Source organism: Acidimicrobiales bacterium (assembly GCA_035546775.1).
Taxonomy (GTDB): Bacteria; Actinomycetota; Acidimicrobiia; order Acidimicrobiales; family JACCXE01; genus JACCXE01.
Genome location: DASZWD010000030.1, coordinates 238,751 through 263,374 on the forward strand (window position 1 = coordinate 238,751; position 24,624 = coordinate 263,374).

The 24,624-nt window shown below is 69.1% G+C and carries 25 protein-coding genes and 1 tRNA gene; 5 read left to right on the plus strand and 21 right to left on the minus strand.

Features of this window, described 5'->3' with window-relative positions:
- Position 1 precedes the first annotated feature (1 nt).
- A complete protein-coding gene (locus VHC63_07020; protein ID HVV36340.1) occupies positions 2-2,017 on the minus strand; it encodes a S8 family serine peptidase in 2,016 nt (671 codons plus the stop codon).
- Between the two features lie 69 nt (positions 2,018-2,086).
- Positions 2,087-3,184: a sugar phosphate nucleotidyltransferase gene (locus VHC63_07025; protein ID HVV36341.1), complete on the minus strand. Its 1,098-nt coding sequence runs from the start codon at positions 3,182-3,184 to the stop codon at positions 2,087-2,089.
- Between the two features lie 66 nt (positions 3,185-3,250).
- Between VHC63_07025 and VHC63_07030 the strand changes: the two genes are divergently transcribed.
- A complete protein-coding gene (locus tag VHC63_07030) occupies positions 3,251-3,802 on the plus strand; it encodes a hypothetical protein (protein ID HVV36342.1) in 552 nt (183 codons plus the stop codon).
- Here the strand turns inward: VHC63_07030 and VHC63_07035 are convergent, their stop codons facing one another.
- The 17 genes from VHC63_07035 to nudC all read right to left on the minus strand — a co-directional run bounded on the left by VHC63_07035 (position 3,803) and on the right by nudC (position 17,494).
- Positions 3,803-4,273: a hypothetical protein gene (locus tag VHC63_07035; protein ID HVV36343.1), complete on the minus strand. Its 471-nt coding sequence runs from the start codon at positions 4,271-4,273 to the stop codon at positions 3,803-3,805.
- 79 nt (positions 4,274-4,352) lie between these two features.
- Positions 4,353-4,424, minus strand: a tRNA-Gln gene (locus tag VHC63_07040).
- On the minus strand, positions 4,410-5,261 hold the full coding sequence (locus VHC63_07045; protein ID HVV36344.1) for a helix-turn-helix domain-containing protein: 852 nt from the start codon (positions 5,259-5,261) through the stop codon (positions 4,410-4,412). The genes VHC63_07040 and VHC63_07045 overlap by 15 nt, the downstream gene beginning before the upstream one ends.
- 66 nt (positions 5,262-5,327) lie before the next feature.
- Positions 5,328-5,429, minus strand: a complete 102-nt coding sequence (locus VHC63_07050; protein ID HVV36345.1) for an AURKAIP1/COX24 domain-containing protein — start codon at positions 5,427-5,429, stop codon at positions 5,328-5,330.
- Between the two features lie 46 nt (positions 5,430-5,475).
- Positions 5,476-6,690 (minus strand): VCBS repeat-containing protein, encoded by a 1,215-nt coding sequence (locus VHC63_07055; protein ID HVV36346.1) that lies wholly within the window; start codon positions 6,688-6,690, stop codon positions 5,476-5,478.
- Positions 6,691-6,718: 28 nt separating this feature from the next.
- The gene (locus tag VHC63_07060; GenBank protein ID HVV36347.1) at positions 6,719-7,405 is read right to left on the minus strand and encodes a 4-(cytidine 5'-diphospho)-2-C-methyl-D-erythritol kinase; all 687 of its coding nucleotides are present in this window, start codon (positions 7,403-7,405) and stop codon (positions 6,719-6,721) included.
- Complete coding sequence (rsmA, locus tag VHC63_07065) at positions 7,384-8,196, minus strand: 16S rRNA (adenine(1518)-N(6)/adenine(1519)-N(6))-dimethyltransferase RsmA (GenBank protein HVV36348.1); 813 nt, start codon at positions 8,194-8,196, stop codon at positions 7,384-7,386. The genes VHC63_07060 and rsmA overlap by 22 nt, the downstream gene beginning before the upstream one ends.
- Entirely contained in the window at positions 8,193-8,783 is a 591-nt protein-coding gene (locus VHC63_07070; protein HVV36349.1) for a septal ring lytic transglycosylase RlpA family protein, read from the minus strand. Before VHC63_07070 ends, rsmA begins: the two co-directional genes overlap by 4 nt.
- Before the next feature lie 174 nt (positions 8,784-8,957).
- Positions 8,958-9,725 (minus strand): TatD family hydrolase, encoded by a 768-nt coding sequence (locus tag VHC63_07075; protein ID HVV36350.1) that lies wholly within the window; start codon positions 9,723-9,725, stop codon positions 8,958-8,960.
- 2 nt (positions 9,726-9,727) lie between these two features.
- Positions 9,728-11,248 (minus strand): methionine--tRNA ligase, encoded by a 1,521-nt coding sequence (gene metG / locus VHC63_07080; protein ID HVV36351.1) that lies wholly within the window; start codon positions 11,246-11,248, stop codon positions 9,728-9,730.
- 12 nt (positions 11,249-11,260) lie between these two features.
- A complete protein-coding gene (rsmI, locus tag VHC63_07085) occupies positions 11,261-12,091 on the minus strand; it encodes a 16S rRNA (cytidine(1402)-2'-O)-methyltransferase (GenBank protein HVV36352.1) in 831 nt (276 codons plus the stop codon).
- On the minus strand, positions 12,088-12,417 hold the full coding sequence (locus VHC63_07090; protein HVV36353.1) for a DUF192 domain-containing protein: 330 nt from the start codon (positions 12,415-12,417) through the stop codon (positions 12,088-12,090). The genes rsmI and VHC63_07090 overlap by 4 nt, the downstream gene beginning before the upstream one ends.
- Positions 12,418-12,453: 36 nt before the next feature.
- Positions 12,454-13,530: a redox-regulated ATPase YchF gene (gene ychF / locus VHC63_07095; GenBank protein ID HVV36354.1), complete on the minus strand. Its 1,077-nt coding sequence runs from the start codon at positions 13,528-13,530 to the stop codon at positions 12,454-12,456.
- Between the two features lie 43 nt (positions 13,531-13,573).
- The gene (locus tag VHC63_07100; protein HVV36355.1) at positions 13,574-14,596 is read right to left on the minus strand and encodes a GNAT family N-acetyltransferase; all 1,023 of its coding nucleotides are present in this window, start codon (positions 14,594-14,596) and stop codon (positions 13,574-13,576) included.
- Positions 14,593-15,594, minus strand: coding sequence for a GNAT family N-acetyltransferase (locus VHC63_07105; GenBank protein ID HVV36356.1), 1,002 nt, complete (start codon positions 15,592-15,594; stop codon positions 14,593-14,595). The genes VHC63_07100 and VHC63_07105 overlap by 4 nt, the downstream gene beginning before the upstream one ends.
- A gap of 1 nt (position 15,595) precedes the next feature.
- Positions 15,596-16,648 (minus strand): GNAT family N-acetyltransferase, encoded by a 1,053-nt coding sequence (locus VHC63_07110; protein ID HVV36357.1) that lies wholly within the window; start codon positions 16,646-16,648, stop codon positions 15,596-15,598.
- Positions 16,649-16,711: 63 nt separating this feature from the next.
- Positions 16,712-17,494: an NAD(+) diphosphatase gene (gene nudC / locus VHC63_07115; protein HVV36358.1), complete on the minus strand. Its 783-nt coding sequence runs from the start codon at positions 17,492-17,494 to the stop codon at positions 16,712-16,714.
- Between the two features lie 26 nt (positions 17,495-17,520).
- Between nudC and VHC63_07120 the strand changes: the two genes are divergently transcribed.
- Both VHC63_07120 and VHC63_07125 read left to right on the plus strand, forming a co-directional pair.
- Positions 17,521-18,147, plus strand: a complete 627-nt coding sequence (locus VHC63_07120; protein ID HVV36359.1) for a hypothetical protein — start codon at positions 17,521-17,523, stop codon at positions 18,145-18,147.
- Complete coding sequence (locus tag VHC63_07125) at positions 18,140-18,922, plus strand: enoyl-CoA hydratase (protein ID HVV36360.1); 783 nt, start codon at positions 18,140-18,142, stop codon at positions 18,920-18,922. Before VHC63_07120 ends, VHC63_07125 begins: the two co-directional genes overlap by 8 nt.
- A 43-nt stretch (positions 18,923-18,965) precedes the next feature.
- Here the strand turns inward: VHC63_07125 and VHC63_07130 are convergent, their stop codons facing one another.
- On the minus strand, positions 18,966-19,934 hold the full coding sequence (locus tag VHC63_07130) for an adenosine kinase (GenBank protein HVV36361.1): 969 nt from the start codon (positions 19,932-19,934) through the stop codon (positions 18,966-18,968).
- Positions 19,931-20,707 carry a hypothetical protein gene (locus VHC63_07135; protein ID HVV36362.1) on the minus strand — a complete coding sequence of 259 codons (777 nt, stop codon included), beginning with the start codon at positions 20,705-20,707 and terminating at the stop codon, positions 19,931-19,933. The genes VHC63_07130 and VHC63_07135 overlap by 4 nt, the downstream gene beginning before the upstream one ends.
- A 35-nt stretch (positions 20,708-20,742) precedes the next feature.
- Here VHC63_07135 and VHC63_07140 point away from each other — a divergent pair, with 35 nt between their 5' ends.
- Positions 20,743-23,244, plus strand: coding sequence for a M1 family metallopeptidase (locus VHC63_07140; protein ID HVV36363.1), 2,502 nt, complete (start codon positions 20,743-20,745; stop codon positions 23,242-23,244).
- Between the two features lie 29 nt (positions 23,245-23,273).
- Positions 23,274-24,623: a hypothetical protein gene (locus tag VHC63_07145; GenBank protein ID HVV36364.1), complete on the plus strand. Its 1,350-nt coding sequence runs from the start codon at positions 23,274-23,276 to the stop codon at positions 24,621-24,623.
- Position 24,624: the final 1 nt, after the last annotated feature.

The window sequence follows — 24,624 nt, forward strand, 5'->3', positions numbered from 1 at the left end:
GTTACTGGACGGCGCTGAGGGTGAGCGCACGGGTCAGCGTCGGGTTCCCGCGCGTGGCGACGACGACCTCCGTGGCCCCGCCGGCGACGTTGAGGCCGGTCGTCACGCTGGTCGAGAACGCCATCACGCCGCCGCCGACGGGCGAACCGTCGGCCCGGAACGCCCGGAGATGGGGGCCGCCACCGGTGCGGGGCACCGTGAGGATCTCGGAGAGACCGCCGTCGAGCTGCACCGCCCCCACCCGCACGCCGCCCCCGAACGCCGGGTCGTAGGCCATGAAGCCGCCGCCGAGGGGCGAACCGTTGGCGCGGAAGAGCCGGACGTGCGGACCGCCGCCGGGACCGGCGGCCACCGCGATCTCAAGCCCGGGGTTGCCCCCGTCGAAGTCGCCCACGGCCACGCTCACGCCACCGGTGAACGCCGGGTCGAAGGCCATGAACCCACCGTTGTCGAGCGGCGTGCCGTCGGCGCTGAACACCCGGACGTGCGGGCCGCCATGCGACAACGCGCCGGTGACGATCTCGTCGCCGGGGACGTCGGGACGCACGTCGCCCACCGCGACGCTGACGCCGCCGGTGAAGTACGGGCCGTAGGCATAGAAGCCCGAGCCGGCCTGACCGGGTGCGGGCGTCCCGTTCGCGAGGAACGTGCGGACGTGGGGGCCCCCACCGGGGCCGGCGCCGGTCACGATCTCGTTGCCGTCGCTGTTGGGCAACGCGTCGCCGACGGCGACGTCGACGCCGCCGTGGAACTCGGCGCCGTACGCGTAAAAGCCGACGGGCAGCGGGGTCATCGCCGCGGACCACACCCGCACGTGCGGGCCACCGCCGGGCCCCGCGGCCGTCACGATCTCCTGGCCGGCGCTGCTCGGGTCGAGTTCGCCGACGGCAACGGTGTTGCCCCCGCCGAAGCCCGTCCCGTAGGGCGCGACCGTCTGGGTGCCGATGCCGATCTGCAGGCGACGGATCGTGCCGCCCGACGGATTGGCGATGGGTACGCCGCTGCGCACGAGTTGCGCGGTGACGGCGTCGGGCGTTGCCTCGGGCCCGAGTTTCTGCGCGAAGACCAGCGCCGCCGCAGCCGACACGAGTGGCGCGGCGAGCGAGGTGCCGCTGGCGAGTCCGTATCCTCCGCCGACCTGCGTCGTGAGCAAGTTGTTGCCGGGCGCCGCGATGTCGACGGTGGGACCACGGCGCGAGAACGTGGCGACGGTGTCCTGCTGGGTACTCGCGGCGACCGACAGCACGTGATCCATGGCGGCCGGGTACTTGGGCGACGTCGGTGTGCCGCCCTGGTCGTCGTTGTTGCCGGCGGCGGCGACTACCAGCACGCCGTGCTGGTAGGCGCGGGTGATGGCGTCCTGGAGCGGCTGTTCGTAGGTCGTGCCGGCGAGCGACAGGTTGATCACCTTGGCGCCGCGGGCGACGGCGTCGTCGATGCCGTTGATGACCCAGCTGGTGAAGCCTTCGCCGTTGACGTCGAGGACCTTCTCGGACAACAACTTCACGTTCCAGCCCACCGACGCGATACCAGCGCCGTTGTTCGTCGCCGCGCCGGCGACACCTGCGACTTCGGTGCCGTGGTCGCCGTTGCCGTCGTGAACGTCGGTGAAGTCAAAGCTGCCCGAGACCTTCGGCGCCAGGTCGGGATGCGATGTGTCGATGCCCGAGTCGAGGATGGCGATGGTCACGCCGCTGCCGGTGGAGCGGTCCCACGCGCTCGAGGCGCCGACCGGACCGAGGTACCACTCGCTCTGGCCGCCGTTGCACGCGTCGATGCAGGGATCGTTGGGGACGGCCTGCGCCCGCACGGGCGCGTCGGGCATGACCGACGCGATGCCGGCGAGGCCGTGCAGCGCCGCCGGGTCGGCGTTGACCGCCAGGCCGTTCGGGCCGACGCGGCGGCCGCCGAAGCGCGCCAGCAGTGCGGGAACTTGCGCGCCGTCGTGCAGGGTGACGATCAACCGTTGCGCGGCGTTGGTTTGTGCGCTCGCGGCGCCGGAGAGATTCGTCGCCACGAGCGCGGCAACAGCTGCGAGGGCGAGTACTGCGACGCGAGGACCCAGTCGTCGAACGATGCGACTGTTCTAGTCGACGGCGGTGCCGCTGAAGAACGCACCCGTCGCCGCGTGAGGCGCCACGCGCGCCCCGGGCTCGAGCGACGCGAACGGACCGACGACGGCGTGCTCGCCGATCTCGGCCTGGCGCGCCACGGTGTTCTGCACCACCGCGCCCTCACCCACCGTGCAGTCGACGAGGCGCGTGTTCGGACCGATCTCGGCGTGCTCTCCGATGACGCAGTGACCCTGCAGGATCGTGCCCGGGAACAGGGTGACGTCGGTGCCGAGTTCGACCGACGCGTCGACGTAGGTGTGCTCGGGGTCGAGCATCGTCACGCCGCGGCGCATCCACTTCTCGTTGGTGCGATCGCGCAACTCGGCTTCCGCGACCGCGAGTTGCGCACGGTCGTTGACCCCCGCCGCCTCCATCGAGTCAGCGGCCTCGAGCGTGGTGATCGTGTAGCCGGCGTCGAACAGCACGCCGACGACGTCGGTCAGGTAGTACTCACCCTTGGCGTTGTCGGGCATGACGCGGCGCAGTCCGGGTGCGAGCACGCCGTGACGGAACACGTAGATCGACGTGTTGATCTCGTCGATGTCGCGCTCCTCGGGCGAGGCGTCGACTTCTTCGGTGATGCGCGCCACGCGGCCGTCCTCGCGGCGCACGACGCGGCCGTAACCGTACGGATCGCTAACCCGCGCCGTGAGCAGCGTCGCCGCGGCGTCGGCGGCGCGGTGCTGGCGCACGAGCGCCGCGATGGTGGCGGGGCGCAGCAGCGGCGTGTCGCCCGGCAAGACGATGACGTCGCCGTCTTCGTCGTCGGCATCGGGCAGCGCCGTGATACCGACGGAGACGGCGTCGCCCGTCCCGCGCTGCACGGGCTGTTCGACGAAGTCGATCTGGACGCCTTCAGGCGCCTCCTCGGTTACGGCCTTCACCACGCGGTCGGCGCCGTGGCCGACGACGATCACGATGCGTTCGACGTGCAGTTCGGCCAGCGCGTCGATCACGTGCAGGACCATGGCCCGGCCGCACAAACGGTGCAGCGGCTTGGGACGGGCCGACATCATGCGGGTGCCTTCCCCAGCGGCGAGCACCACGGCGGAAAGCGGACGAGGTGTCACGCCTAAGTGTTTACCGCGTCCGCCCGCGAGTCCTGTCTCAACCGTCCGAAAACTACGGTCACGGCGATGCGGCGCGCGGTGGTGATCCTGGGGCTCCTGCTGGGCGCGCTCGCACCGGCGTCACCGGCGTCGGCCCATATCTGCTCGCTACCAGCGCATTTCGCCGTGCACGAACAGGTGAACCTGAACATCACGGTGGCCGCCGAGGACCAACCGGTGCGCGCCGTCGACATTTCCGTGCCCGACGGATTCAGCCTCACCCACGCCGAGGGCTACCTCGGCTTCACCGCATCACGACGCGGCCAGTGGGTCCACTTCGAGGGCGGCGAGATCGCGATCTACGACTGCCAGTCGTTTCTGTTCCAGGGCCGCACGACCCGGTCGGGCCGGCTCGTGGCCCACATCGTCACGACGGCCGCCGACGGCACCAAGACCCACTACGACGACGTCCGCTCCGGCTCGCACTACCCCGCCCAAGTCATCTACGTGGGCGCCGGTTCCGCGCCGGCGCAGCACACGCCGTCGAAGACGCCGATCCAACTGGCCATCGTCATCGTCGCCGGTGCCGCGCTCTTCGCACTGGCACGCAAGACCCAACGCCGCCGCGCCGACGGGTAGCTAACGCTTCAGCCGGCTCCAACCCGGCATCCGCTCGGCCAGGCGAGCCTGCCAACCGAACCGGATCGGCAGATCCGGGCGTCGCGCGGCAATCTCGGCGGTGAACTCCTGAAGGCCCTTCGTCGCGAGAACGACGACACTCGGTGCGCCCCTGATCTTGAAGACTTCGACGTTCGTCGCGAACCGCTGCGGCCGTATCTCGACGAGGTCACGCAGTGGGATGTGCCCGCTCCTCAGTGGCGTGGACCACCACAGATAGTCGCCGTCGAGGCGGAGTTCCGACACGATCCGAAACAGCCACCAGTACGCGTTCCAGGCCAGCACGCCCAGCCACAAGACGACGAATCCGGCCGGAGGAGCGTCGGGGCCGCCCTGCACCGTCGTGCCGACCAGCACGATCGCGGCCACGGCGAACACCCCGAACGTCACAAAGACGAACCACTTCCCCATCGGCATCGGCGCGTATCGCACGCTCGACAGGTTGCCACTCGAAGCCCGTAATCGACATCGATCGCCTTGGCATCGGTTGTGGATGTTGAATGGTCGATAGCTCGGGGACGAGGACTCGAACCTCGACAAGAACATCCAAAGTGTCCGGTGCTGCCAATTACACCATCCCCGAAGGAGCCTCCACGGTAGCGACCGCCGCCACGAAACCCTGCCACCAACCGGCGATCTGGCGGTTGAGGTCGGTGCTCTTTGGCACGTCGACGCGCAGACAGCCGACATAGTCCGCAAGCGGAAGGCGCCGACCCGAGAGCGTTTCGTGCGTCTTTCGGGTCGTCGGCCGCAGCTCGGACTCCTCGATGCCGACGACGCCTGCCCAGAAACGCTCTGCCGCCGCAACATCGCCCGTCTTGTGGATCGCGACGCGAAAGATGAGTTCATCCTCTGCGACGCCAATCAGCGCGAGCCAAGCGAGGAACACCCGGATGATGTCGGGATCAGAGTTGATGAAAGACACGCGCTGACTCGGATTCCACGGCTTCGCCTTCCCGCCTTCCGCCCAGTACAACGCGAGCCCGGCCATGAACAGCTCAGAGCCGACGAGGGCGGCAGGCATCGCTGCACTGGCCCGCGACTTGATCTCGACTTCGCGCGCCTCTCGCATCGCCCGCCGAGCGGCCGCCCCCTTTCGCTGCCCCGCATCGCGCGCTCGTTGGAGACGCTCGGCGCCCTCGTCGGCGACGAGCACGTCATGCAGCCAGGCCGACAAAGTGCCCTTGGAAACGCCGAGCGCGGCGACGATTTCGCCGTACGTCCACCCACGGAGCCGCAGGTCGACCGCTGCGGCACGAAGGTCATCCTTCGCGGTCGGCCGTTTGGTCCACGTCGGCGGCGGCACACCCTTGAGCCAACGGCTCAGCACTCCACCGGTTGATCGATGACCGAGGATCTCGGCAATCTGCGACAGCGACTTGCCCTCGGCACGGAGCTCAACAGCGCGTTCTTTGGACATGTCCGGGAGGGTACGGACGAGGTGTAACACCCTCCGAAATACAAGAGCCCACCCGGGGAGGGTGGGCTACTTGCCGGCGGCGCGCCGTTGGAAGCGGGTCGCCTTGAGCATCTTGCGATGCTTCTTCTTGCGCATGCGCTTACGGCGCTTCTTGATCAGTGAACCCATGACGGCGGGCGACGATAGCGGGTCGTAGCCGGTTGAAGCGAACCGGCTACGGCGCCGCCGTCGTCGTGGTGGTCTCGGGAACGGTCGTCGAGGTCGTGGTTGTCGACGTGGAGGTCGTCGACGTCGAAGTGGTGGTCGTCGAGGTGGACGTGGTCGTCGTCGGCGGCGGGTTCACGGGCACGATGCCGAAGCCGGCGGCGACGCGCACGCCGCCGTTCCAACCGGTGCCGTAGGGCAGCGCTTGGAGGGTGAAGGTGCCGTCGACGTCGTAGCCGCGGATGTAGTCGCCACGGTTGGCGCAGTTCGGCGGCGTGTTGTCGACCGAGCACGGGCCGAGACCGGCGCCGTAGGGCGCCACGATCAGCGGGCCGTTGATGTCGTCGAGGAAGGCCACCTGCACGCCGGTGGCGACGCGGTCGTCGAACGCCGGGAAGCTGACGTCGCCTGGCGCCGCGGTGTTCACGTCGAAGGAGCGGATGTGGCCGCGGCCACCGAGAGCGCCGGTGAAGATCTCGTCGACGTTGTCGCCGTCCTCGTCGAAGGCGGTCACCGACACACCACCGTTGTAGGGCGCGTTGTATGCCATGAACTGATTCGTCGTGGTGGCCAGATCGGGCGACCACACCTTGACGTGGGGACCGCCGCCCGGACCCGCCGCCGTCACGATGCTCTCGTTGTCGGAGTCGGCATTGGTGTACGCACCGGCGACGAACACGCCGCCGTGGAAGCCCGTGTCATAGGCCATGCGTTCGCTCTTGACCACGGGATGGTCACTGACGATGTCCCACACGCGCACGTGGGGGCCGCCGCCGGCACCGGCGCCGGTGATGATCTCCATGTCGCCGTTGCCGTCGACGTCGGCCACGCCGAGGTGCACGCCGCCGGTGAACGCCGGGTCGTAGGCCATGAAGCTCCACTTGTCGATGGGCGCGCCGCCGAGCGTCCAGACGCGCACGTGCGGGCCGCCACCGGGGCCCGCCGCCGTGATGATCTCGTCCTGACCGTCGCCGTTGAGGTCGCCCATCGCCACTTCGACGCCGCCGTGGAAGCCGGGGTCGTAGGCGTAGAAGCTCGTGGAGGTCTCCTGCGCGCCCGTGGTGCGGAACAGGCGGACGTGCGGCCCGCCGCCGGGACCGGGGGCCGTCACGAAGAGGGACTCACCCGCCGCCGCCGCCGCGCCGTTGTGGGTGACCAGGTACGTACCGGCGCCGAGCACCGCCACCAGAGACGCGACGACCACCCGCCGCGAAGGAAGACGCATGGGCACTGTTTACCCGATTCGCGTCGTATTACCCGGAGATTGTCGCAACGACGCGACCGGCGTCGGGGAACGCCCCTTCGACGAACCACGTCGACCCGCTTCCGGCGAGGACGGGGACCGCTCCGGTCGCGGCACCGAGTTGGTCGCGATAGGCGCCGAGTTCGGGACACACCGCCAGCGCCGCGGGCTCGAGGTCGTTCGGGCCGGCCGCCCGCGGCCCGCCGAGTTCGTCCCACTTCTTGTACACAGCCGGCGTCGACACGTGCAGCGGCGGCGTCAGCAGCGTGAACGTGCGCGCCTCGAAGGGCAACGGCTCCAGCACGTCGCCGATGCCGGTGACGCGGGCGCGCCCACCGCGCACGCAGAACGGCACGTCGCCGCCGAGCGACGCAGCCAGCGCGACGTCGTCGGTGACGCCCGCCCAGCGCAATACCGCCGCCGCGTCCGACGATCCGCCACCGAGTCCCGCACCCGCTGGGATCTCCTTGTGCAGGGTGACGTGCGCCGTGCGCCCGACGGCGCGCAGCGCGCGGGTCACGAGGTTGTCGCCGCCTTCGGGAATCGCCAGACCGGTGACGGTGAGGCCGTCGCCCTCGGCGAACTCGAGCGTGTCGCACAGGTCGACGCTGACCATCTCGGCGTCGATGAGGTGATAGCCGTCGGCCCGCACACCGGTGACGCGCAACGACAGCGTCAGCTTGGCGGGAGCGCGCACGCCGCCAGTCTTCTCCACGCGTCGAGGTCGAGCCGCTCGGCGCGTTCCATCGGGTCGATGCCGGCGCGGGCGAAGCACTCGTCGTCGACGCGGCCGGCGAGCGTGTTGCGCAGCATCTTGCGCCGCGTGGCGAAGCCCGCCTCGACCAACTCGAATACGCGGGCGCGCTCGTCGTCCGAACCCACGTCGGCGTGGCGCTCGAACAACACGAGCGCGGAGTCGACGTTGGGCTTGGGCACGAACACCGTCGCCGGCACCTTGCCCACCACGGTCGCGGTGGCGCTCCACGCCACCTTTACCGTCACCGCGCCGTAGGCCTTCGACCCGGGCCGCGCCGCGAACCGCTCGCCCACCTCGCGCTGCACCATCACGAGCATGCGCTGCACCATCGGCGCCTCGGCGAGCACGCGCAACACCAGCGGCGTCGCCACGTTGTAGGGCAGGTTGGCCACCAGCACCCACGGCTCGTCGCCGAGCAGTTCGGACCAGTCGACTTCGAGCGCGTCGGCGTGCACGACGCGCGCCGTCGGCAGCATCTGTTCCAGGATCGGGATGAGGTAGCGGTCGAGCTCGACGACGGTGAGCGACGCGCCGGTCTCGAGCAGCGCCAGCGACAGCGACCCGAGGCCGGGACCGATCTCGACGACGCGATCACCGGCGCCGACCTCGGCGAGCCGGGCGATGCGGCGCACGGTGTTGGCGTCGCCGACGAAGTTCTGGCCGAGGGCGCGGCTCGGGGTCAGGCCGTGAAGTTGGAGAAGGGCGCGAATTTCCGGGTGACTGTGCGTCACCAAGAAAGGTGAACCGAGATGACGCCCGACGACGGGTTCGCCAACTGGCTGAATGCGTACTTCGACAGGTCGAGGATGCGATCCTGACCGGCGTAGGGGCCGCGGTCGCCGACCTCGCACGTGATCGACTTGCCCGTCGCCACGTTGGTGACCGTGACTACCGTGCCCATCGGCAGCGTCCGGTGGGCGCAGATCCACGGGTTCTGCGCGTGGTAGCTGGCCTCGTAGTAGCTGGCCTTGCCGTCCTGATGGCTGGTGTTCGGACCGGCCGCCGGCATCGGCCGCACGGGGCCCGACGACGATGTGCTCGCCGTAGCCGAAGACGACGACGACGACGCCGGCTTCGGCTTCGCCGCCGGTGCGGGCTTGGGCTTGGCCGTGGTCGGCGTGGTCTTGCGCACGATCACGCGGGGCTTGACGGTGGTGGGGGGCGGAGGCGGCTCCGTCGTCGACGTGGTCGTCGCCGGCGCCAGGTAGACGCGTTTTTCGCCGCGCGACGCCCGGGCCGCGGCGAGCCGCGTCGAGAAGTCGACACGCGCCGAACTCGTGAGCTCGACCGGTCCCTCTGGTGTCTTGCTGTTACGCAAGGCCGCCAGGCTGACCACAACCAGAGCGGCGCAGACCACTCCGGCGATGACCTTCCCAGCCGCCCGTCGGTGCTCGTGCAGGTCTCCGTCCTTCCCTGTAGAGAGCGCCCCGTAGCGGTACGGGCGGAGACCCTAAGCGCGCGCTTTCGCGAACGGCAAATAGTTGCCGCATGGTTATGCAGACGTGTGCAAGATCCGCGGGAGTTTGAATGCCACCGATGTGTTTTCCCACGTGACCGCCGCAATTTCTTCGGCGTCCAGTCCCCGCAGCACTCCGACGGCGGCACCGACGAGGGGCACGAAGGCGGGTTCGTTCTGTTTGCCCCTATGCGGCACCGGCGCAAGAAATGGGGCATCGGTCTCCACCAAAATCCGGTCAAGGGGGACGACCTGCACCGCCGCACGGACGTCGTCAGCTTTCTTGAACGTCACGATTCCCGAGATCGAGATGAATGCGCCGCGCTCGATGCATGCCTTGGCTTCTTCGGGCCCGCCGGTGAAGCAGTGGATGATCGTGCGCTCCGGCAGACCCTCGGCGTCGAGAATGTCGAGGGTCTCGGGCCACGCACCGCGTGTGTGAATCACGAGGGCGAGGTCGAGCTCTTTGGCCCACGCGATCTGGCGGGCGAAGACCGCCTTCTGCACCTCCGCCGGCGAGTGGTTGTAATAGAAGTCGAGCCCGCACTCGCCAATCGCCACGACCCGCGGGTGGTCCTTCGGGTCGGGCAGGCCCTCGAGCCCCTCGGACGCGTCGTGCGGATGCAGGCCCACCGTGGCCCACACATCGAGGTTGGCTTCGGCCGCCGCGATCGCGGTGCGGGAGGTGTCGGCGCCCGTACCGATGGTGATGAAGCGCGCCACACCCGCAGCGCGGGCCGCGTCGAACGCCGACGTGTCGCTCCCCTCCCACGGCACGTGGCAGTGGCTGTCGGCCCAGGGCATCGCTACTTGGTCTGGAGACGGGGGAACAACGGATTGCCCTTCACGACGGGGAGGCCACCGGGGTAGCCGCCCCAGGCCAAGCCGTCGGGCACGCGGACGTCTGCGGGCGCGCCCGGGAGCCCGATGCGCCGCCACAGTTCCGCGGCGGCGTTCGGGATCGCGGGGCTCGCCAGCACGCACACGATGCGCAGCACCTCGAGCGCGTTGCCCATGACGCGGTCGACCTGCTCGCCGGGCTCGAGCTTCCACGGCTCGTGCTCTTCGAGATACGCATTCGTGTCGCGGATGAGTTCCCACGTTGCCTCGAGCGCTTCGTGCGGCGCGAACGCGTCCCACGCCTCGCACGCCGCTTCGACGAGGGCGCGCGCCTTGAACGTCAGCTCGCCAGCGTCCTCGGCGGGCGCGGGCCCGACGCCGCCGCACTTGCTGTTGACGACGGCGGCAACGCGGGCGCCGAGGTTGCCGAAGTTGTTGGCGAGGTCGGTGTTGTAGCGCTCGACCATGCCCTCGTACGAGAAGTCGCCGTCGTTGCCGAAGTTGACGTCGCGCAGGAATTGGTAGCGGTAGCCGTCGACGCCGAAGTCGGGCAGCAGGTCGGCGGGCGCGATCTGGTTGAGCTTGGTCTTGCTCATCTTCTCGCCGCCGACGAGCAGCCAGCCGTGCACCTGAATGTGCTGCGGCGGGTCGATGCCCGCGGCCATGAGCATCGCCGGCCACCACACGCAGTGGAAGCGCAGGATCTCCTTGCCGATGACGTGGTTCACGACGGGCCAGTACTTGTCGAACTGCGCCTGGTCGGTGCCGTAGCCGATGGCGGTGCAGTAGTTGATCAGCGCGTCGTACCAGACGTAGAAGACGTGCTTGTCGTCCCACGGCACGGGCACGCCCCAGTCGATCGACGTGCGCGTGATCGAGATGTCTTGCAGGCCCTGCTTGATGAAGCCGAGTGCCTCGTTGCGCTTGTTCTGCGGCGTGACGAAGCCTGGGTGCTGCTCGTAGTACTCGAGCAACTTGTCCTCGAAGCGCGACAGCCGGAAGAAGTAGTTCTCCTCCGACAGCACGGTGAGGACGGTGTCGTGCACCGGGCACTTGCCGTCGGGCGCCTGCGCGTCGGTGTAGTAGTCCTCGCAGGCGACGCAGTACAGGCCCTCGTAGCGGTCGAGTTCGATGTGGCCGTTGTCGCGGATCTTCGACAGCAGCGCCTGCACGGCCGTGTAATGGCGGGGCTCACTGGTACGGATGAAGTCGTCGTAACGGATGTCGAGCTGCGTCCAGGCGTCCTTGTACCGCTCGGCGTTCAGCGTGGCGAGCTCAAGCGGCGTCTTGCCCTGCTTCTCGGCCGCCTGCTGGACCTTCTGGCCGTGCTCGTCGGTACCGGTGAGGAAGAAGGTGTCGTCGCCGAGGAGCCGGTGCCAACGCGCGATGGCGTCGCAGTTGACCGTGGTGTAGGCGTGACCGATGTGGGGCGCGTCGTTGACGTAGTAGATCGGCGTCGTGATGTAAAAGCGCCCGGGTTCAGTCATGGTGCGACGAGGCTACCGGCGCACTGCGAGCTTGTAGACACGGTTTCGCGGCGCGCCCAGCAGTTGTGAGACTTCGTCGGCCGCGCCGCGGGCGGTGGCACCTGCGGCGAGCGCCTCGTCGAGGGCGGCCACGATTTCGTCGTCCGTAATCTCGGTCGTGGCCGCGACCGCGCCTTCGAGCACGAGCACGAATTCGCCGCGCGGCTTCTCCGCGAAGCGCAGGGCGGCGGCGGCGAGCGTGCCGCGGAAGTACTCCTCGTGCAGCTTGGTCAGCTCGCGGCCCACGACGACGGCACGCTCCATGCCGCACACCTCGGTGAGGTCGTTGAGCGTCTTGGCGACCCGCGTCGGCGCTTCGTACAACACGACCGTGCGTGTCTCGCGGGCGATGGCGTCGAGGCGGGCCCGGCGATCCGTTCCGGTGCGGGGCAGGAAGCCTTCGAACACGAAGCGGTCGCCGGTGAAGCCGCTCGCCGCGAGTGCGGTGGTGACCGCGGAGGGGCCCGGGATCGACTCGACGGTAACGCCGGCGGCCGCCGCGGCCTCGACGACGTGACGGCCCGGGTCCGATACCGCCGGCGTGCCGGCGTCGGTCACGACAGCGACCGTCTTGCCGTCGGCGAGCAGTTCGAGGATCTCGCGCGAACGGGCGACTTCGTTGTCCTTGTGCACCGCAATGAGCGTCGGCGTGCGCAGCCCCATGGCAGTGAACAACTTGCGCGAGTGGCGCGTGTCCTCGCAGGCGACGACGTCGGCGGCGGCGAGCGTGGCCGCGGCGCGCGGCGACAGATCGCCGAGATTGCCGATGGGCGTCGCCACGACGACGAGGCGTCCCGGCGTCATTCCTTCACCTCAAGTTGGTCACCGGGTCGCAGGCCCCAGCGCTCGAAGGCGCCGGCTTCGGCCTCGATGACGCAGCGCGCCTTCGGCCGCGGCAGGCCGACGCGATTCGGCTTCATGGTGATGGCGTCCACGACGGTGAGTTGCTTGTCGCAGAACGCGACGTCGATCGGAAAGCGCATACCGATGGTGTGGACCGACGATGCCGGCTTGATGAGGTACGCCCCTTCGATCCCGTCGCGGCCGAGCAGCCCTTTCAATCGCGTGGCGAACGAGTCGGCGACGTCGAGCGACGCCAGCACTTCCTCACCGCGGATCAACCACGCCACGGCACCATTCTTCCCGCAGTCCGCATACCGATTCGCTCAGACGTTGAAGCGGATTTCGAGCACGTCGCCGTCTTGGACTTCGTACTCCTTGCCTTCGACGCGCAGCTTGCCCGCCTCTTTGGCCTTGGCCCAGGAGCCGAGCTCGAGCAGCTCGTCCCACCGGATGCACTCGGCGCGGATGAAGCCGCGCTGGAGGTCTGAGTGGATGACGCCGGCGCACTCGGGCGCCTTGGCGCCGGCGCGGAACGTCCAGGCGCGGCTTTCCTGCTCGCCCGTCGTGAGGAACGTGCGCCGGCCGAGCAGGTGGTAGGCGGCACGCGTGACGCGGGGCAGCGCCCCCTCGCCCAAGCCGAAGCCCTCCATCAGTTCGGCCTTGCCGGCGGGGTCGAGTTGGGCCGCTTCGGCTTCGAGCTGCACGCACACCGCGAGAACCTCTCCGCCGCCGCCGAAGGCCGCGACCACGGGCTGGATGATCTCGTCGGCGCGGTCGAGTTGGTCGTCGCCGATGTTGACCACCGCGAACACGCGCTTGGCCGTGAGCAGCCCGAAGGTCGTGAGCGCCGCGAGGTGATCCGCCGACACGTTCGAGCGCCAGAGCGGCGTGCCCTCTTGCAGGATCTTGTCGACGACCTCGAGCGCCTCGACCTCCGCCAGGATCGACTTGTCGCCCTTTGCCGCCCGGCGCCGCTTGTCGAGGTTGTTCGACACCGTCGTGGCGTCGGCGAGCACGAGTTCGAGTTCGAGCGTTTCGAGGTCGGCGACGGGGTCGGTGTCGCCCACCACGTTCTCGTCCTCGAAGGCGCGCAGCACCAGACAGATGGCGTCGACCTCGCGGATCCCGGCGAGGAAGCGGTTGCCGAGGCCTTCACCGGCCGACGCGCCGGCGACGAGGCCGGCCTGGTCGGCGAACTCGATGGTGGCGGCGACGACCTTGCGGCTGTGGCTCATCTCGGCGAGCTTGAGCAGCCGTTCGTCGTAGACCTGGGCGATACCGACCGACGTCTCGGTGGTCGAGAACGGGTGCGACGCCACCGCGGCGTTACCGCCGGTGAGCGCGTTGAACAGCGACGACTTGCCGCTATTAGGGAGTCCGACGATGCCGATGCGTTCCACGGGGTCCGTAGGCTAGGGGCGTGGCCGAGGCGGCCATCAATCGCTACGCGATCGCCTTCCTAATCGACTCCGTCGACCCCTGGTAGGCGTGGTACCAGATGTAAGGCGTGAACCCCATCTCGTCGTTGATCGCCAGCATCCACTGGTTGGAGCCGGCGTTCCACGTGTCGACGAACTCCGCCTTGGGATTGAGCTCGCGCAAGTTCCGGTAGTTCACCGCCTTGATCCAGCGGCCGATCGCGTGACCGCGGTGCTCACGCGTCACCGCGGTCCCCCACTGCCACGCCATCTGCGGCAACAGCGGATGCCACGAAATCGTCGTGAACCCTGCCAACTCTCCTGTCGGGTCGTGCCGGGCGACGAGCTGGATCCGCCGGCTTCCGCGCGCGAACAACCGCGCCTCACGGTCGCGGAAGTGTTCGCGTGTGTCGTGCTCGTCTTCGAGGTCCAGCCCCTCGCGGGGCGCGTCGTTCATCGCCTCGTGCACCTTCATCACTGCATCGAGGTACTCGTCGGGTACGGGGCCGTCGAAGAACACGAGCGAGTAGTCCGCAGCCTTCGACTTCGCGTCGGCGATCCAGCCGTCTAGGCGCGCCTCGTCGACGGCGGCGACACGCAGCCGGCTGCGGCGATCGAGAAACGCATGCGTCGTGCCCACTGCGGCGAGAAACTTCTCGCCGACGCTTCCCTGCGGCGCTCCTGCGGTCAAGGTGGTGCGCCCGTCGTTCGCCGCAGCGTCGAGGACGGGCGCGAGGAGCGCCCGGCCTAGGCCCCGCCGCCGCTGCGACGCGGCGACTTCGATGTCGAAGTTCGCGCGGTGCGCGTTGTTGCCGCTGCGGTCGAGCGAGAGGAATGCGCCGCCGACGATGACGCCTCCGGTGTCACGCGCGAGCCAGCGCTTCTCCTCGGCGAAGGATGACGTCTGGAGTACCTCGCGGCGCCACAACTCGAAGGGCTCGGGTGGCGTCTCGGGATCGAGTTCCAGGGCGAGCGGCTCGCCGAAGGCGTGGACTTCGCGCAGTTCGTCGTCGGACGCCGTTTGCGGATCCCACCTTTCGATGTTCACGTGAGCTCCTTCACGTCGAGGGTCCAGCGGACGCCGGCGATGTAGGGGACGAAGCCCATAGCGCGGTTGACCGCCAACATCGGCCCATTGGAGTCGGCGTTGAACGTGCGGATGTACTCGGCGTCGGGCAACTCGGCGCGGACGCGCAGGAACATCGCGCCCTTGAGTTGCCTACCGAGCGCGTGACCTCGGTGCTTGGCGTCGACGGCGGTAGCGCCTTGGAAGACGTGCACCGGATCGCGCGCACTCATGAAGACCTCCGTATACCCAACCGCTTCGCCGGAGGCCACGTGGCGCGCGATCACGGTCCAGCGGTCGTTGCCGTACGCGACGCCGCGTTCGTTGTCGGCGCGCAATTCGTCGAACGAGATCGTGCGCGGCTCGGATGGCAGGTCACCCATCGGGGCATCGTTGACGAGCACGCCGCGCAGATGCGCCATGTCCGCCAACCAGTCCTCGGGATAAGGGCCGTCGGGCACCCACTCGAGCCCGTAGTCCGGATGTGACGCGGCGACCCAGCGCTGCATCTCGGCGACATCGACGTCGGCGATGGTGAGGCGGTTGACGTGGCCGGTGAACGCCAGCTTGGCGCCCAGCGACGCCGCGAACGCCTCGGCCGCCGGGTTGAGGTGATCGCAGCCGAGGATGAGCGTCGTGCGGTCGTTGCGCTGCGCCAAGTCGACGACGGCGCGCAGGAGGGCGCGGCCGACGCCGCGTCGGCGGGCGTCGGCCCGCACGCCGATAAGGCTGAACACGACGTTGGTGTCGTGCGCTCGCGGGACGTCGCACCACGCCGAACCGATGACGGCGCCGGTCGCGTCGCGGGCCACGAACACGTGCCATGGGTCCGCGCGCAGGTCGCGGTGGGCCCGCGTGACGCCGGCCGGTCGCGCCGGGATTTCCGGATCGAGGTCCGCGCTGAGTGCGTTCTCGAAGGCGTTGAGATCGGCGACCTGTTCGTCACTCCACTCCACCGGCAACAACTCGACGACGGACACCTCAAGCAAGGAGGGCCGCCAACTTCTCGAGCGCCACATGGGCGCGCACCTGGTGCTCGCCGAACTCGCTCACGGTCTTGAAGCCCATGGCGTAGTTGATGCCGAGCATGGCGTCGTTGGAGCCGGCGTTCCACGTCGAGATGTTGTCGAGCTCCGGACGCTCGTCCATGAGGTTGAGCAACATCTGCGCCTTGAGCCAGCGCCCGAGGCCCTTCTCGCGGTGCGCCGGGTTCACGCCGGTGTCGTTCTGGTACGCCTTGGTCGGCCAGCGTGTCGGCAGCCACACGTCGGTATGGGCGACGAACTCGCCGGTCGGCACGTAGCGGGCGACGAGCGTGCGCTGCTCGATCTTGCGGTGGGCCTGCATCTTCTCGCGGTCGCGTTGACGCTCGACGGTGAAGACTTCGTCTTCGAGCTCGAGGTTCTCCGTCGGTGCCGTGTTCATGACGTTCTGTTCCTCCACGAACGCCTGCACGAACTCGTCCGGGCACGGTCCGTCCCAGCGCACCAACTCGTAGTCAGCGGCTCGTTCTTTGGCGCGTGCGACCCAACCTTCGAGCAGCGCGCGATCGACGTCGGCGAACTTGAGCATGCTGAAGCGACCGGTGAGCTTGTGCTCGGCGCCGATCGCTTTCAGGAACTCCCAACTCGCCGGGACGTGGCTGCACGCGTCGAGTCCGACGAGGGGTCGGCCGTTGTCCTGCGCGAACTCGATCGCCACCTGCGCCAGCGACGCGCCGAGCTTCTGGCGGCGGTACTCGGGAATCACGTCGAGCTCGACCCACGACATCTCGGCGTTGTCGCCGTAGTCCTCCCAGTGCACGGAGGTGACACCCGCCAGCTCGGTCCGGTTGTCGTCCCACACGCCCCAGTAGTGCTTGGGGGAACCGGCGGTGATGTTCTGCACCTCGTGCCACAACTCGTCGTCGGGGACGGGGCCGTCGGCGGGGATCTGCTCGTTGTGCGAGTGCTGGGCGACGCGCAGGTAGGCCGCTTTGGTTACGTCGTCGGCGTTGTCGAGGTCGAGCGGCTCGACCTTCCAGTGCGGTGCCATCCCGACAGCTTGCAACCGCCGGTCGTGCCCGTCATTCGATTATCCGGTCGATTATCCGGTCGCCTACCCGTTCGCCACCCAGTCGTCGATCAGGCGGCGGGCGATGGACATGCCAGGCGGGATCATCGGCAGGTCGTCGCGGGCGTACCACTGGGCGTCGGCGATCTCGCCGTCTTCGAGCACGACGTCGCCGCTGGCGTACGTCGCCCGGAACCCGAGCATGAGCGAGTGCGGGAACGGCCAGGGCTGGCTGCCCCAGTAGCGCACGTCTTTCACCTCGATGCCGACTTCCTCGCGCACCTCGCGGTGCACCGCCTGCTCCATGGTCTCGCCCGGCTCGACGAAGCCGGCGAGGCACGAGTACATGGCGACGGGGAAGTTGGCGTTGCGGCCGAGCAGCGCCTTGCCGTCCTCCTCGCGGGTGACGAGCACGATGATGGCGGGGGCTAGGCGCGGGAACGCCAGCAACCCGCACTTGGGGCACACCATGGCGCGGTGGTTCGGCGGCGGCGCCGCTTCAGTCGGCGTGCCGCAGCGGCCGCAGAACCTGTGCGTGCGCCGCCACTCGATCAACTGCACGGCGCGGCCGGCGATCGTCCACCGTTCGTCGTCGACCTTGCCGTACAGCGCCATCAACGGCATACCGGCGTCGGGTTCCTTGTCGTGGCCGTAGACGTGCTGGGTGTCGTAGTGACCGAGGTACAAGCCGCCGTCGTCGGGGACGTCGAAGGGATCGTCGCCCTTGGACAGGTCGACGATCTGCACGCTCTGGCGGCCGACGAGAATGTGCATGCCTTGGGCGTAATCGCCTTCGGGATGCGGTTCGTGGTGCGGCAGGAACCCCATGGCCTCGACAACCTAGGGTCTCGTCAATGAGCGTGCTGAAGGAGCTAGTGGTCGGCGACGAGCCGGCGGTGTGGGCCGAGATCGGGTTCAACGTCGAGAGCGACCGGTGCCGGGTCGGCCACGTCGACATCGTCTTCGACCCGTCCGTCGGCAAGGGCATCCGGCGCTGGACCCTCGTCGGTGACGGTACGGGCGACGTGGACGGCGTACCGACGACGTGGAGCGACGAAGGCCTCGACGCGGCGGGCGTGCACCCCAACGGCATCTTCGAGATCGACCACGTCGTGCTGACGACGCCGAACATGCAGCGCACGACGGCGACCCTTGAAAGCTTCGGCATCGCGGCGCGGCGCACGCGTGAAACCGGCACGTACGGGTCGCCGATGCTCCAGACGTTCTTCCGCTTGGGCCAGCCGATTCTCGAACTAATCGGACCCAAGGAGCCGATGGGCGATCAGTCGGCTCGGTTCTTCGGCCTCGCCTTCACGTCCGAAGACCTCGAACTGACCGGCAAGACGATCGGCGACGCGCTCCATGCCGCCAAGGACGCGGTCCAGGCCGGCCGGCGCATCGCCACGCTCGACAAGTCCGCCGGCTCGACGATCGCCATCGCCATCATGAGCCCCCATACGAAAGACGAAGACGTTGTCTGACACATTGCTCGTGGAGGTGCGCGACTGCACCGCGCTCCTCACCCTCAACCGTCCGGCGGCGCGCAACGCGCTGTCGTCGGAACTGCTGCGGGCGCTGCCTGAAGCCATCGTGGCGGCCGACGCCAACGACGACGTCGACGTCATCGTCCTCACCGGCGCCGACCCGGCCTTCTGTGCCGGTCTCGACCTTCGTGAACTCGGCTCGTCCGGCAGCAACCTCGCCGGCGGCGCCACCTCCGACAAGGAGTGGACGACGCCGTGGCCGGCGGTGTCCAAGCCCGTCATCGGCGCCATCAACGGTCCGGCGGTCACCGGCGGCTTCGAGATCGCCCTCAACTGCGACTTTCTCATCGCGTCCGAGCGCGCCAAGTTCGGCGACACCCACGCCCGCGTGGGGCTGCTGCCAGGCTGGGGCCTCAGCGTGCTGCTGCCCCAGGCCGTCGGTATCCGCCGGGCGCGGGAGATGTCGCTGACGGGCAACTTCATGGACGCCCACGAGGCGTTGCAGTTCGGTCTCGTCAACCGCGTCGTCGCCCACGACGACCTCTTGCCCGTCACCCTCTCGATCGCCGCCGACATCGCCGGCAACGATCAGCGGTCGGTGCGGGCACTGCTCGCCGAGTACGCCGAGATCACCGGGTCGATCTACGACGACGGCCTGCGCATCGAAGCCAAGAACGCGGCGGAGTGGAACTCGCGCCGCGGCGGCTTCGACCCCGCCGAAGTGGAAAAGCGCCGCGCCGCCATCATCGAGCGCGGCCGCAAGATGGCCTAACGCGTTCTGTGAAGGAATTCCCGCCCATAGGGCGGAAATTCCTTCACAGAAGCGTGGTGAGGTCCGCGGCGGGGCGGGCGCCGATGTGGCGGATCGTCTCGGACGCGCACGCGGAGCCGAGGGCGGCGCACTGCTCCGGTTCGTACCCGTGGGTGAGGCCGTAGAGGAACCCGCCGGCGTAGGCATCGCCGGCGCCGGTGGTGTCGACGACTTGGTCGACGGGCACGCCGGGCACCGCGACCCGCTCGCCCTTCACGTACAGGACCGAGCCCTTCTCGCTGCGGGTGGTGGCGACCAGCGGGCACAGCTCACCGAGACGGCGGCCGGCGTCTTCGAGGTCGTCGGTCTCGAACACGGCGCGTACTTCGGTCTCGTTGCCGAACACGAGGTCGACGGGCCCGGCGAGCAACTCGAGGAACTCGGCGCGGTGACGGTCGACGCAGTACTGATCGTTGAGGGCGAGGGCGACGCGCGTGCCGCTGGCCTTGGCCGCGTCGATGGCCGCAAGCGCCGCGTCACGACACGACGGCGCGTCCCACAGGAAGCCTTCGCAATAGAGCAGTTCGGCGGCCGCGACGGTGGCGGTGTCGACGTCGTGGGGGCTCATCTCGCTGCACGCTCCGAGATAGGTGTTCATCGTTCGCTCACCGTCGGGCGAGACGAGGATCGTGCAGTGCGCCGTCGACGGCAGCGCCGGGGCGGGCCGCGGGTCGAAGGTCACGCCGACGCGGCGGATGTCGTGGGTGAAGGCCGCGCCGAGGGCGTCGTCGGCGACGCGGCCGATGAAGGTCACCCCGCCGCCGAGCTTGGCGATGATCGCGGCGGTGTTGGCCGCGCCGCCACCGGACTGCTCGACCGCGTCGGTCAGCGCCGCGTAGAGCCGCTTCGCCTCATCGGCTTCGACGAGGCGCATCGCACCCTTGTCGAGCCCGGCGGTAGTGATGAAGTCGTCGTCGACGCGCACCAGCACGTCGACGATGGCACTGCCCAGACAAACGACTTCGTCGCTCACTGATCTCCCTTGCGTATCGGGCGCTCGCGGGCTTTCCGCGGCGCCGGTGGTGGCGTGATCGCCGGTGGTGCGTCTTGCGCCCGCAGCGGGCGGTCGCGCTTAGGGCGAGCCGGAGCTTTGGCCGCCGCCTTGGTGGTCTTAGCCGCCTTCTTAACGGGCTTCGTCGACACGGCCTTCGTCGACACGGCCTTCGCCGGCACAGGTTCGGGCTCGGGTTGCGGCTCGGGTTCTGGTTCCGGTTCAGGTTCCGGCGCGACGGCCACCTTGCGGATGACCGGCGTGGGCTGGGGCGCGCGTTCCGGTTCGACGATGAACTCGGCTTCGGTCTGTTCCTGCGGCGCGGCCTCGGCTTGCTTGGGCGGGGGAACCGCACGCGGCACGCCCCCGCGGGCCACGGGTGCGTCCTGGGGCGCGGCCACCAGCGTTGCCGCCGCGCCCGCCACGACGACGGCGACGACCGCGAGCGCGAACACGACGAGTCCCGCTTGGTGCGACAGGCTGGCGCCGCCCACGATCCCGATTAGCAGTACCACCGCGACGAACGCGCCGAGCCCGCTGCGGCGAGCCCCGAAGCGATCGAGCGAACCCTTGGCCGCCGACGCTCCCCCCACAAAGAAGCCAAGCGTGCCGCAGAACACCATGGGCACACTCGTCTGCACCGTCTCGTCGCCGAAGAGCGCGATGACGCGGCCCACGACCGCGCCGAGCAATGCACCGAGCAGCGCTCCGGCGGCCGTCGTGACGACGGTGGCAACGAGAGGACGACGAACCATCCGACGCATACTCGCACAGGCGCAATACTGCGACGGTGCCCGAACAACCCCCGTACCGTCTGCCCCGCACCGTCTTGCCCAAGCGCTACGACGTCACCCTCCGCCCCGACCTCAAGGCGTTCACGTTCACCGGCCGTTCAGCGGTCACGGTGACCGCGCACGCCCCGATTCGGTCGATCACGCTCAACGCCATCGAACTCGACATCAGTCGGGCACGACTGGAAGAAGCGGACGGCTCGTCCCACGACGCCACCGTTTCCTATGACGAGGCGGAGCAACAGGCGACGTTCGCGTTCGACCGCGAGATCGCCGCGGGCGACTACACGCTGGTTACCGAGTTCACCGGCACGCTCAACGACAAACTGCACGGCTTCTACCGCTCGACGTTCACCGACGCCGACGGCAACGACCAGGTCATCGCCACGACGCAGTTCGAGGCAACCGATGCGCGGCGCGCCTTTCCGTGCTGGGACGAGCCCGACATCAAGGCGACCTTTGGCATCACGCTCGAAGTGCCACCGGGCCAGACCGCGCTGAGCAACGGCCACGTCGTCGCCGACGACCCGATCGAGGGCGGATGGCACCGCCTGCGGTTTGCCGACACGATGACGATGTCGACGTACCTCGTCGCCTTCATCGTCGGCCCCTTGACCTTCACCGAGGAGGTCGACGTCGACGGCGTGCCGCTGCGCGTCGCGTGCGTCCCGGGCAAGGAACACCTCGGCGAGTTCGCCCTCGACATCGGCGCCCACTCGCTGCGCTTCTTCGCCGACTTCTTCGGCATCCCGTACCCGTCGTTCAAGCTCGACCTCGTCGCCCTGCCGGACTTCGCCTTCGGAGCCATGGAGAACCTGGGCTGCGTCACGTTCCGCGAGACGGCGCTGCTCGTCGACCCCGAGACGGCATCGACCCAGGAGATGATGCGCGTCGCCGACGTCGTCGCCCACGAGATCGCCCACATGTGGTTCGGCGACCTCGTGACCATGAAATGGTGGAACGGGATCTGGCTCAACGAGGCGTTCGCCACCTTCATGGAGATGATGTGCGCTGACGCGTTCCGGCCGCAGTGGAAGCGCTGGGGTGAGTTCGCCACCGAGCGCGCCGCGTCGATGAAGGTCGACGGACTCGGCTCGACGCGTCCCGTCGAGATCGAGGTGCGCCGCCCCGAAGAAGCCGACGCCATGTTCGACGTCCTCACCTACCAAAAAGGCTCGGCCGTCGTCCGCATGCTCGAGCAGTACCTCGGCGCCGACACGTTCCGCGAGGGCCTGCGGCTCTACATGCGCAAGCACGCGTACAAGAACACCGAGACCACCGACCTGTGGGACGCGCTCGAGGAAGCCAGCGGCCAGCCGGCGCGCTCGATCATGGACACCTGGATCTATCAAGGCGGCTACCCGCTCGTCAGCGCGTCGATCACCGGCAGCTCGCTCGAACTTTCCCAGCGCCGGTTCCGCTACGACGGTGCGGCCGACGACACCGTCTGGGAGATTCCCGTCGTCGTACGCAGCGGCGCAGGCGAACAACGCGTGGTGCTCGGCAAGGACCCGCTCACGCTCACCGTTGCCGGTGACGGTCCCACGGTCGTCAACGCCGGTGGGTGGGGGTTCTTCCGCGTCGCCTACGACGCGTCGCTCACGGCATCGAACGCCCGTGAGCTCGGCGCGTTCAACGAGCTCGAGCGCTACAACCTCGTATCGGACGCATGGGCGGCCACGCTGGCGGGCCAGGCGGACGTCGAGAGCATGCTCGACTTGCTGCCCCACTACCGCGACGAGACCGAGCCAGCGACGTGGACGTTGCTGGCGGAGATCTGCAACGTCTTGCGCCGCGTGCACGACAGCGATGGCCTGCGGACCTACGTGCTCGAGCTGGCGAGCCCCGCCGCCGACCGTCTCGGGTGGACGCGCACGTCGACCGAGCCGGACACCGACGGTCTCGTGCGTGGCACGGTCCTCGAACTGCTCGGCACGGTCGCCCGCGATCCAGGCGTGGTCGCCGAGGCGCGCCGGCGCGTCGACGCCGGCGAACTCACCGGAGACACCCGGCGCGCCGCGCTGCAGACCTACGCGCGCTCGGCCGACGAAGCCAACTTCCAGACGCTGCTCGACGGCATGCGCTCGGCGCAGACTCCACAGGACGAACAGCAGTACCGCTCCGCCCTCGCGGCGGTTGGCCACGAAGCGCTGGCGCGGCGCACGTGTGACCTGTGCACAAGCGAGATCCGCTCACAGGACGTCGCCCTCGTACTGGCATACCTCATGCAAGGTCCGCAGCAAGCGGTGGTGTGGGACTGGATCGAGGCGCACTGGGGCGACGTGCAGCAGCGGCTGCCCTCAAACCTGCACGCTCGCGCCCTGTCCGGCATCACGGCGGTCACCGACGCCGCGCTGGCGGCGCGCATCCGCCCGTTCCTCGAGGCGAATATGCCGGCGGTCGGCGCCAAGACCGTCACGCAGTACCTCGACCTGATGGACGTCACCGTTGCCTTCGCCGGCCGCGCCCGTCACTCCCTCGTTGCGAGGTTCGGCGCCTGAGTCGTGACCGGCTGATCGTCGCCGCGCTGGTGGCGGCGGAGATCGTCATCGGCGCGGCGTACGCGCTGGGCGGCGCCGGCTATGTGCTCGACGACTGGTTCACGCTCGGCAACGCCAAGGTCGACGGCGTCTGGGGCACGCCCGGCCACCTGATCTTCGTCAACCGGCCGGGCGCCGGCCTGCTCTACTGCCTCGTGTTCGGCGTCTTCGGCGGGCACCCGCTCGTGGGACTGGCGCTGCTGACGGCGCTCGGCGCGGCCACCGCGGCGGTGCTGTACGTGCTGTGCCGCCGCTTCGTGTCGGTTCCCGTGGCGGCGGCGGTCGCCACGGTGTGGGTGGTGTTGCCGAACCACACGTCGCTCGAATTCTGGCAGTCGTGCACGTCGTTGGCGGCGGCGACGCTGCTCACTGTGGTCGCCGCGCTGTTCGTGGCCCGCCGCGCTCCCAGCACGCGCCAGACCCTGATCGCCGCCGCCCTCGTCACTGCCGGATCACTGACGTACGAAGCGGTATTCCCTGTCGGCGCGCTCGTCGTTGTGTTCCTGCCGTTGCTCGCCGGGCGAGCGTGGCGCGGGCGCGATCTGATCGGTCGCGCCTCGCTCTTGCTACCGGCAGCGGTCTACCTCGTGCTGTACCGCAGCACGCAGAAGACCATCTCGAAAGTGGGGCCGCTCGGTCAGGTGCTCGCGGGTCACTTCGGTTGGGGCATCGTGCCCGGCGGGACCGGCGCGACCGTGGTGCTGCTCGTGGCGATGCTGGCGCTCGCCGTGGCCGGCGTGCGCCTTGCCCTGCCCGGCTTCCGCACCGGCACCGGGCTGGGCGAGCGCCTCGTCGTCATCGGCCTCGTCGTCATCGCCGCCGGCACGATCCCGTTCACCTTCTACCTGTACGCGCCGCTCGGCGCCGGCGACCGGTTCGACCTCGTGTCGAGCATCGGCGGCGCGCTGGCGTGGACCGGCATCGGCCTGATGCTGTGGCGGTGGCGCACCGTCGTCGCCGCCGGCGCCGCCGTGTTGCTCGTCATGGCATTCACCGCCCGCGTGCAGCGGATGGAACGCTGGACGACGGCGGCGGCCGACAGCAATCGGGTGGCGCGGGCCATTACGGCGCGCTTCCCGCAACCGCCGCCGCAGCGCGTCGTGCTCGGCCCGTCGCCCGTGCAGGATCACGACGTCGCCGCCTTGCTCGACCAGTCCAACGTGGCCGGCCTGCTGCGCTTCCTCTACGGGCGCACGGTGCCCGGCGGCATCGCCTATCGCCGCGCCGATTACGACCGCACCCCGGCCGCCTACCGGTTCGACGTATGGCGGCTGTCGCACCTGCGCGCCGACGTCGACCTGAGCTCCGATCGGCAGGGTGTGCCGGTCACGGCCCAGTAGC

Coding starts and splice junctions, on each gene's coding strand:
- VHC63_07030 (HVV36342.1), top strand. CDS start 3,251: ATGCGGCGCGCGGTGGTGATCCTGGGGCTCCTGCTGGGCGCGCTCGCA.
- VHC63_07045 (HVV36344.1), bottom strand. CDS start 5,261: ATGTCCAAAGAACGCGCTGTTGAGCTCCGTGCCGAGGGCAAGTCGCTG.
- VHC63_07050 (HVV36345.1), bottom strand. CDS start 5,429: ATGGGTTCACTGATCAAGAAGCGCCGTAAGCGCATGCGCAAGAAGAAG.
- VHC63_07055 (HVV36346.1), bottom strand. CDS start 6,690: ATGCGTCTTCCTTCGCGGCGGGTGGTCGTCGCGTCTCTGGTGGCGGTG.
- VHC63_07075 (HVV36350.1), bottom strand. CDS start 9,725: ATGCCCTGGGCCGACAGCCACTGCCACGTGCCGTGGGAGGGGAGCGAC.
- metG (HVV36351.1), bottom strand. CDS start 11,248: ATGACTGAACCCGGGCGCTTTTACATCACGACGCCGATCTACTACGTC.
- rsmI (HVV36352.1), bottom strand. CDS start 12,091: ATGACGCCGGGACGCCTCGTCGTCGTGGCGACGCCCATCGGCAATCTC.
- VHC63_07110 (HVV36357.1), bottom strand. CDS start 16,648: ATGGCACCGCACTGGAAGGTCGAGCCGCTCGACCTCGACAACGCCGAC.
- nudC (HVV36358.1), bottom strand. CDS start 17,494: ATGGGGTTCCTGCCGCACCACGAACCGCATCCCGAAGGCGATTACGCC.
- VHC63_07120 (HVV36359.1), top strand. CDS start 17,521: ATGAGCGTGCTGAAGGAGCTAGTGGTCGGCGACGAGCCGGCGGTGTGG.
- VHC63_07135 (HVV36362.1), bottom strand. CDS start 20,707: ATGGTTCGTCGTCCTCTCGTTGCCACCGTCGTCACGACGGCCGCCGGA.